This is a genomic window from Cryobacterium sp. MLB-32, assembly GCF_000738085.1.
Lineage (GTDB): Bacteria > Actinomycetota > Actinomycetes > Actinomycetales > Microbacteriaceae > Cryobacterium.
Map to the genome: position 1 here is coordinate 1 of NZ_JPRS01000214.1, position 7,279 is coordinate 7,279.

Genomic DNA, 7,279 nt, shown 5'->3' on the forward strand with positions numbered 1-7,279 from the left:
ATCCAGTCCCGGATCGAGCACATTAAGGTCGTAATCGGTGATGACGACGGCGATTTCGACCAGTTCGTCTTTGTCCAGGTCGAGACCGGTCATTTCACAGTCAATCCAGACCAGCCGGTCCTTGCTTTTTATCATGTAGCAAGTCTAACCACGCACCCGAGCGCGGTGCCTGAAGCTCGTAAACTGAACGGAGAGCCTCGACCACCTCGTGAGAAGGAAGATATGCAGTTCACGTTATTTTCGGCAGCATTCTGCGAGCCGTGCGCTCAGACCCGCGCCGTGCTCGCCGAAGCCCATCGACTTATTCCCAGTGCCACCGTCATCGAACTCGATGTGGCCGCCCACGGCGACGAGGCGGAGGCTAGCCAGATTCGCAATACCCCTACGGTGATTCTGTCGACCGACGACGGCGTGGAGGTTTTTCGTGCGGCCGGAGTGCCGTCGCTCAATCAGGTTCTCGCCGCCGCAACAAAGGCCCTGTGACAACGAAGGTGCTCGGTCTGAGGTAATCTGGATCTTTCCTGCCCCCGTAGCTCAGTGGATAGAGCAGCGGCCTTCTAATCCGCTTGTCGTAGGTTCGATTCCTACCGGGGGCACAGGTCTGATCGCGCCGAGTGATACGCGGGTTACGCCGGTGTCGTGACCCGAACGAGGACCTCGTTGTGTTTGAGGAAGCCGGGTTTCCACGGCGGGTCGAAGCGGGCGAAGTACGGAGAACCTACTGGGGACAACCCGGCCTGATGCACGGCCCGGAGCAGCGCCTCTGCGCGTTCACGGAAACGCCGCTCATTCCAGCCTCCCGCGAACGTCTGCACGGCCGCCTGGTGCGGTTCCACTCGTTTGATGGAAACCGAATTGTCTCGGGGCAGGGGAACCGTCGTGACGTCTACTCCCTCCGGCAACACGAAGCTCACGACCTGCGACGCAGGTCCGGTTTCCTCCTGAATCACGGGCGCGGTCATCGAGAACTTCGTCGAGTCTTGATTATCGCCGGTGATGTACCGAAACAGCGGCCGGAACCCGAGATTCGCGCCGCCCGCGAAGTCGCCATCAACGGACACCTGCACGAGCACGTGCTGAGGGTATTGGCGTAGTTCGAAGTCGGGATAGGCCTGCATGACTGTGAACGGTTGTTGTTGGGTCATGAGGGGAGCGTAGACCCGCGCGATCGGTACACGGACACAGGAGTTATGTCGGGTCCGCACGGGGGCCGCGCGTCGGTGTCGGGACTTGGTAGATTTAGATATGCGAGAACTTCAGGCGCGAATCATCGCGGAGCTCCACGTCTCATCAACCATCGACCCGGCCTCCGAAATTCACCGCCGAGTCGCCTTCATCAAGGACTATCTCCGGTCCGCGGGTGCCAGAGGCCTCGTGCTCGGTATCAGTGGGGGTCAGGACTCCTCGCTCGCCGGTCGCCTGTGCAGCCTGGCTGTCGAGGAACTGGCCGCCGAGGGTCAGGCATCCACGTTCATGGCCGTCCGGCTCCCGTACGCCGTGCAGCGTGACGAGGACGACGCTCAACTGGCCCTGGACTTCAGCAAGCCCACATCCGTGGTCACCTTCAATATCGAACAGGCCGTCGTCGGGTTCGAGCAGGAGTACGCGCGCAGCGCGGGCGACCCGATGTCGGACTTCACGAAGGGCAACGTCAAGGCGCGGTCCCGCATGGTGGCGCAGTTCGCATTGGCGGGTCAGAACGCATTCCTCGTTGTGGGCACCGACCACGCCGCCGAGGCGGTCACGGGGTTCTTCACGAAATACGGAGACGGCGGAGCCGATGTGCTCCCGCTGTCGGGCTTGACCAAACGACAGGGGCGGGCGCTCCTGCTGGAGCTCGGCGCACCTGAACAGCTCTATCTGAAGCTGCCAACAGCGGATCTGCTCGACCACGACCCGGGTCAGACCGACGAGGCCAACCTCGGGCTCACGTACGAGACCATCGACGATTTCCTCGAGGGCAAGGACGTGCCAGCCGAGATCGCGGAGGCCATCGAGGCGCGTTATCTCGGTACGGAGCACAAACGCCACGTACCGCCGTCGCTCTTCGACGACTGGTGGCGGGACGAGTCCTTGGTGCACTGAGCGTCGGCGGTCCGGATCGGGTGCCGGCCGAGTGACGCGGCGGGGGCGCCTGCGGAATGTCTCGCCAGTCTCGATCGCTCGTGCCTCGCGCCTCGACCAGCGGGGGCGCCCTGCGGAMTGYCTGSGCCGGYCTCGATCAGCTCGTGCCTCGACCGGCGGGGGACGGTTTCGCCGGACGAGGCCGCGCGTGGTCCGTTGGTCGAGGCGCGACGGAGGAGCGATCGAGGCCTCGTGAGCCGGCCCTCGGGCCCGAGGTCAGTGTCGGTTGCGTGACCCGCTAGACGGGCGGAGCCTGCGTCGGACGGCTCATCGGGTCGGGTCGCACCGCGAGGGCGTCCACATCGTCAAGCAGCCGCTGCGTCTCGGTCGAGGCCGCCGACCGCGGCGCAGTGTACGCCGCAGTGGGTGCGCCGCTCGATTGCGCGCTCACGGGTGCCACCGTGACAGGCTCGTACCCGCCGGACTTCGGTGCGGCCGCGGGCGCGCTGTAGTGATCGTGGTGCTGCTGCGCCACCCAGGCATCCTGCTCGGCGAGCAGGCTTTTATCCGAGTGGGAATTCTGCAGAATCCACCGGTCGAGGTCGCCCTGGAAGATCTTGCGGGCGCGGGCCGGACGCTTCTGCCAGTCGATCAGGCGGTCACGAAACTCCAGCAGAGCAGGCTCAAGCTGGTAGCCGAAGGTCGCCGAGGTGCGCTTGAGCTCGGCGAGCTGGTGAGCCGACCAGTTCGCGGCCACACCCGAACCTTTGACCGGCAACAGGCGTACCTGGATATCGGCCTGGCCCACGGCACGATCACTCATGACCTGTTCCTGCGGTGTGAGGGAATTCCAGACGGATGCTTCGGTGGCAGCGTCAACGAGCGTCGCGATGGCGGCGGTGCGAATCTCGCGGTCGCGCTGATCGAGCATCCGTCGAAGCGTCGCGCGAAAGATCAAGGCGGTGATCACACTCGCCGCCACGATCGCGAGGAGGAACACCAGGGCGCTGAAAACAACGGGCTCGGTGCTAACGGCCGTGAGCCAGGTAACGAACTTATTCCACAATTCCATGAGCCGCACTTTACCTGCGCCAGGTGACGATTCTGCGTAACCCCTCGGCGTGCCTTTTCACATCCGGAAATTTCGCTTCGGCGAAATCGGTCAGGAGCGGAAACAATCGGCGGCGTCGTCTAAGCGGCAGAACACCCCGAGGTCCATCATTCTCATGGCAAAGATCAGGCGCCGGGCGGCGAAACGGTCGCCGTCCGGATCAGCGTGACGTTCGATGTGACCGAGAACGGTGCCCGACCGGTTGGCGACCCTCCACAGGTCTGCCCTCACAGGCACGAGACTGAGGCCGCGAATTGTTGACGGTGCGGCAGAAGCGAGTGCGTGTTCGAACATGGGTTCCTCCGAAAGTCAGCCGGCCATGAGTGATACCGCCGACTCTACGGAGAGCCTCTGACATTAACAGCAACTCGCCTTAGCGGGATGTGCCGTGAACCGCGTGCGGCTCGATGGCCGCGATCTCCTCGGCGCTGAGGGAGGGAGCATCAAGCGCCGCCACATTCTGCTCAAGCTGCCGCACGCTGCTCGCACCCACGAGCACGCTCGTCACCTGGCTCTGACGCAGGATCCAGGTGACGGCCATCTGGGCCAAGGTCTGGTTGCGGGCCGCCGCGATGTCGTTGAGTGCGCGCACGCGGCCGAGGTAGGGCTCAGACAGCGCAGCCTCCGAGAGGAAGCGGCTCGTTGCGATACGGGAGTCAGGGGGAACCGAGCCGTCCAGATAACGATCGGTCAGCAGTCCCTGGGCAAGCGGCGAGAAGACGATGCTGCCCACCCCCAGCTCGTCCAACACGGGAAACAGACCCTCTTCGATGTGACGGTCGAACATCGAATAGCGGGGCTGATGGATCAGCAGCGGCACACCGTGCTCGGCGAGGGCGGCCGCCGCTGCCCGGGTCTGTTCCGGGTCATAGTTGGAGATGCCGGCATAGAGCGCTTTGCCCTGGTGCACGGCCGTGGCGAGCGCCCCCATGGTCTCCTCGATGGGAGTGTTCGGATCGGGGCGGTGAGAGTAGAAGATGTCGACGTAGTCGACGCCGAGTCGACCGAGGCTCGCGTTGAGGGAAGACAGCAGGTACTTGCGGGATCCCCACTCGCCGTAGGGCCCTTCCCACATGTCGTAGCCGGCCTTGCTGGAGATGATTATCTCGTCGCGGTGAGCGCGAAAATCCTCGGCGAAGATCCTGCCGAAATTCGTTTCGGCCGAGCCGGGGGGAGGCCCGTAGTTATTGGCCAGATCGAAGTGCGTGATTCCGAGATCGAAGGCGCGGCGAAGGATAGCGCGCTGGGTCTCGATTGGGCGTTCGTGACCGAAGTTGTGCCACAGCCCCAGTGAAATGCTCGGGAGTTTCAGTCCACTTCGCCCCGTTCGACGGTAGGGCATGGCGGAATATCGTGTTTCAGCGGCAACGAACGTCATGGAGTTACTCTAGGCGGGTGCAAACTTTTGTGATCGCAGGTGGATGTTTCTGGTGTCTCGATGCCGTGTATCGGGTCTTACGCGGAGTGAGCAGTGTGGTGTCGGGGTACACCGGCGGTGCTACGGCGGACCCGAGTTATGAGGCCGTCTGCACGGGGCGAACCGGCCACGCCGAAGCAGTGGCGGTGACGTTCGACCCCGAGGTGATTCCCGCGAGTGTCATCCTCGACGTGTTCTTCACCCTTCACGACCCGACCCAGCTCAACCGCCAGGGCAATGACACGGGCACCCAGTACCGTTCGGCCATGTTTTACGCCGACGACGAGCAGAAGCAGCTCTTCGAGACCGCCCGTGACCGGGCCGCGGAATGGTGGGGCGAGGGAATCGTCACGACCATCGAGCCCCTGGGTGTTTACCACGATGCCGAGGACTATCACCAGGACTTCTTCACCAAGAACCCCGGCCAGGGCTACTGCATGGCCGTCGCCGTGCCCAAGGTCAACAAGATCCGCAAGTCCTACGCCGAGTACATCATCGGCTAGTCCTCCACGTTTCTCTCGTGCCCATGTTTCTCCACCGGGTTGGAGGACCATGGCACGTACTCTGTGTCCCGGCGCACACTCGAGGTGTGTGACCCGGGATGACGAGATCGGCACGAGCAGTTCATCCCGGGTCACACACCAGGTCAATCCCTGGCCCGACACTCGACCGGGGGACAGCTGAGGGGACAGCTGAAGGGCCCCGCAGCTGAGGGGACAGCTGAGGTGTCCCACATCTGAGGAGAGCCTCGCCGCCCTAGACTCGAAGCACGCCCGCACACGCGGACGTGGAAGGGCGCCCATGCGCATGGCAGCATCCGTTCGACGTCACCGGCTGTTCACCGGGATCGCCGTCGTCTTACTGGCCTTGCCGCTCGTGGGCTGCACCGGTGGCGTGCCCGCCCCCGGTGAGACCCAAGCAGGGGCCACGCCGACCGGGTCCGCACCCTCGTCGGCTTCTCCGACCGCGACCGCCCCGCCGGTCCTCACTCTTGAGCCGAATCTGAGTGCGACCGGAAACCTCGCGTACTTCGATTCCATCGCGAGCGTGGTGGCGGCCACAAATCCCGTCGACGGGCGCGCCTACATTGACGCTCTCGTGGCGGGCGGCTTTGATAAATCGGCCATGGAACTCACGTTCGATCGCACGCACGTGGACCTGGCCGCTGACTTCGTTCAGTTCTCCGTGCTGTTCGCGGGTGAATGCATGATCGGGCAGTACGGGCCCGCCTCAGGCGGATATCACAGCATGGTCGCTCCAGTTTTGGGCTCGGGAACGTGTCTTCTGGGCGTCACGCGCCAAATAGACTGGTAAACACTATGGCCGAATTTCTTCGGCCACACCTATTGCAACCCGTATTTACGGCGAACCTGGCAGCGGAGTCTCCGCCGAAGGCGCTCCGAGGTCGTCGCCAGGGGCGTGTAAACGGTGCCGATGAATCCGCCGAACAAGTCGCTAGGGTGTTGCTCGGGTGCGGGCCTTGACGTACTGCCGGAGCGCAGGGAGTGAAGGCACGTCAACCCATAGACGGATGCTGTTACCGACTACGCCCGCACCGCCGACCGTGAAGGCAACTTCGGGCAATACGTCGAGGAGAGGCGCGATACTTGCCGCCTTAGCGGCGGAGATATAGCCAACCATTCGGCCCTGCCCATAGATAGCGATTGCATGGGTGTCGTGGCGATTCTTCGGCTCGCGGCGTAGTTGGTATTCGGTGCCGCCGAAGCGCTCACGGTTGGTGTCGCTGATGACGTAAGCGGAGCCCTTGATGCGATAGCGGGAGAAGGGGAGCCCTCGAAGGTCGGCGACTTCCGCCGGGTCTAGGTCTAATAGGGCCGGAGTCGGCGCTTTGGCGGGAGCGCGTGTAGCGACAGGGTGCGCCACAGGCTGGGAGGCAGTGGCGCGGGGTGCCGGTGTCGAGGGCTTCGTCGATGGTTTCAGTGTGTCGACTTGGGGGAATACTAGGCGACTGGCGCCCCAGAGGACGAACGCCACGACAGCGAACAGGGCAATTATGATTAGCCACTCCATATGGCTGAGCCTAACGGCGGCGTCGTAGGCGGGTAACGCCCCGCACGGGGGTGAACCGTACGTTAGGCGTGAGACAGGGTGACCCCTCAGACTCGCGCGCACAAGGGGACGCTATGCCGTGTCGGGGAGGCGCTGATGGGGTCGGGGAGGGCTCCCCCCACCCCATCGGGGCTATTGTTCTGCGATACCGTTACATATGATTCCAAGACTTCCATCCCGCTATGAAGATCTCGACTCTGCCTTTCGCGGGCGGCTGAGGCCGGATCGCCAACTCCTCAGTACGATTCAGCAGGCACACAAATCGATGAAGATTTCGGGTGGCCTACGCTTCCTCCCTATATTTGGTAAGAGTGGGTCAGGCAAGAGCTGTGCGGCACGCGAAATCTCGACGCACCTCCCCGACTGCCGTGTGGTGGAGCTGACTCGGCAGGGGATTCTCTCGGAATCTTCTCTGCTCCAGGAGCTTCGGGCTACGCACAAGTCCGACGAGGGCAAGCTCATTATCGCAATCGTGGACCAGTACGAGGAAAACGTAGCGAGTGCTGAAGACCTTCCGACCCAGTTTATTGAGCGGCTGAGTCTGCTCGACCGTAACGGTAAGATCGGCGCACCTGTGATCTTTCTATGGCTCACAACATCCCAAGTCTTCCAATCAC

General features: G+C 63.1%; 11 protein-coding genes and 1 tRNA gene. 6 read left to right on the forward strand and 6 right to left on the reverse strand.

The window, feature by feature from the left end:
- Positions 1-135 (reverse strand): exonuclease domain-containing protein (locus tag JF66_RS22415; protein WP_255351539.1); only part of this gene is annotated, 135 nt, incomplete at its 3' end.
- An 87-nt stretch (positions 136-222) separates the two neighbouring features.
- Between JF66_RS22415 and JF66_RS16265 the strand changes: the two genes are divergently transcribed.
- Together JF66_RS16265 and JF66_RS16270 are read left to right on the forward strand one after the other, a co-directional pair.
- Positions 223-483 carry a co-chaperone YbbN gene (locus JF66_RS16265; RefSeq protein ID WP_035879667.1) on the forward strand — a complete coding sequence of 87 codons (261 nt, stop codon included), beginning with the start codon at positions 223-225 and terminating at the stop codon, positions 481-483.
- A 40-nt stretch (positions 484-523) separates the two neighbouring features.
- Positions 524-596 (forward strand) — tRNA-Arg (locus JF66_RS16270).
- A gap of 30 nt (positions 597-626) precedes the next feature.
- On the opposite strand, the gene JF66_RS16275 is transcribed toward JF66_RS16270, so the two are convergent.
- Positions 627-1,145: a heme-binding protein gene (locus tag JF66_RS16275; protein ID WP_035879668.1), complete on the reverse strand. Its 519-nt coding sequence runs from the start codon at positions 1,143-1,145 to the stop codon at positions 627-629.
- A 100-nt stretch (positions 1,146-1,245) separates the two neighbouring features.
- On the opposite strand from JF66_RS16275, the gene nadE reads away from it, so the two are divergent.
- The gene (gene nadE / locus JF66_RS16280) at positions 1,246-2,085 is read left to right on the forward strand and encodes an ammonia-dependent NAD(+) synthetase (RefSeq protein WP_035879669.1); all 840 of its coding nucleotides are present in this window, start codon (positions 1,246-1,248) and stop codon (positions 2,083-2,085) included.
- 277 nt (positions 2,086-2,362) lie between these two features.
- On the opposite strand, the gene JF66_RS16285 is transcribed toward nadE, so the two are convergent.
- The 3 genes from JF66_RS16285 to JF66_RS16295 all read right to left on the reverse strand — a co-directional run bounded on the left by JF66_RS16285 (position 2,363) and on the right by JF66_RS16295 (position 4,553).
- Complete coding sequence (locus JF66_RS16285) at positions 2,363-3,136, reverse strand: hypothetical protein (RefSeq protein WP_156109855.1); 774 nt, start codon at positions 3,134-3,136, stop codon at positions 2,363-2,365.
- 90 nt (positions 3,137-3,226) lie between these two features.
- Entirely contained in the window at positions 3,227-3,469 is a 243-nt protein-coding gene (locus tag JF66_RS16290; protein ID WP_035879670.1) for a hypothetical protein, read from the reverse strand.
- 79 nt (positions 3,470-3,548) lie between these two features.
- Positions 3,549-4,553: an aldo/keto reductase gene (locus JF66_RS16295; protein WP_035879672.1), complete on the reverse strand. Its 1,005-nt coding sequence runs from the start codon at positions 4,551-4,553 to the stop codon at positions 3,549-3,551.
- Between the two features lie 17 nt (positions 4,554-4,570).
- Between JF66_RS16295 and msrA the strand changes: the two genes are divergently transcribed.
- Together msrA and JF66_RS16305 are read left to right on the forward strand one after the other, a co-directional pair.
- Positions 4,571-5,095, forward strand: a complete 525-nt coding sequence (gene msrA / locus JF66_RS16300) for a peptide-methionine (S)-S-oxide reductase MsrA (protein ID WP_035879674.1) — start codon at positions 4,571-4,573, stop codon at positions 5,093-5,095.
- A 298-nt stretch (positions 5,096-5,393) separates the two neighbouring features.
- Positions 5,394-5,906: a hypothetical protein gene (locus tag JF66_RS16305; RefSeq protein ID WP_035879676.1), complete on the forward strand. Its 513-nt coding sequence runs from the start codon at positions 5,394-5,396 to the stop codon at positions 5,904-5,906.
- Positions 5,907-6,047: 141 nt separating this feature from the next.
- On the opposite strand, the gene JF66_RS16310 is transcribed toward JF66_RS16305, so the two are convergent.
- Positions 6,048-6,623, reverse strand: a complete 576-nt coding sequence (locus JF66_RS16310; protein WP_035879677.1) for an HIRAN domain-containing protein — start codon at positions 6,621-6,623, stop codon at positions 6,048-6,050.
- Between the two features lie 196 nt (positions 6,624-6,819).
- Between JF66_RS16310 and JF66_RS24505 the strand changes: the two genes are divergently transcribed.
- A partial coding sequence (locus tag JF66_RS24505) for an ATP-binding protein (protein WP_231556471.1) occupies positions 6,820-7,279 on the forward strand: 460 nt, incomplete at its 3' end.

Bases quoted from the DNA above. Each gene is read 5' to 3' on its own strand.
- JF66_RS16305 (WP_035879676.1), top strand. From the start codon at position 5,394: ATGCGCATGGCAGCATCCGTTCGACGTCACCGGCTGTTCACCGGGATC.
- JF66_RS16290 (WP_035879670.1), bottom strand. From the start codon at position 3,469: ATGTTCGAACACGCACTCGCTTCTGCCGCACCGTCAACAATTCGCGGC.
- JF66_RS16295 (WP_035879672.1), bottom strand. From the start codon at position 4,553: ATGACGTTCGTTGCCGCTGAAACACGATATTCCGCCATGCCCTACCGT.
- JF66_RS16310 (WP_035879677.1), bottom strand. From the start codon at position 6,623: ATGGAGTGGCTAATCATAATTGCCCTGTTCGCTGTCGTGGCGTTCGTC.
- JF66_RS16265 (WP_035879667.1), top strand. From the start codon at position 223: ATGCAGTTCACGTTATTTTCGGCAGCATTCTGCGAGCCGTGCGCTCAG.
- nadE (WP_035879669.1), top strand. From the start codon at position 1,246: ATGCGAGAACTTCAGGCGCGAATCATCGCGGAGCTCCACGTCTCATCA.
- JF66_RS16285 (WP_156109855.1), bottom strand. From the start codon at position 3,136: ATGGAATTGTGGAATAAGTTCGTTACCTGGCTCACGGCCGTTAGCACC.
- JF66_RS16275 (WP_035879668.1), bottom strand. From the start codon at position 1,145: ATGACCCAACAACAACCGTTCACAGTCATGCAGGCCTATCCCGACTTC.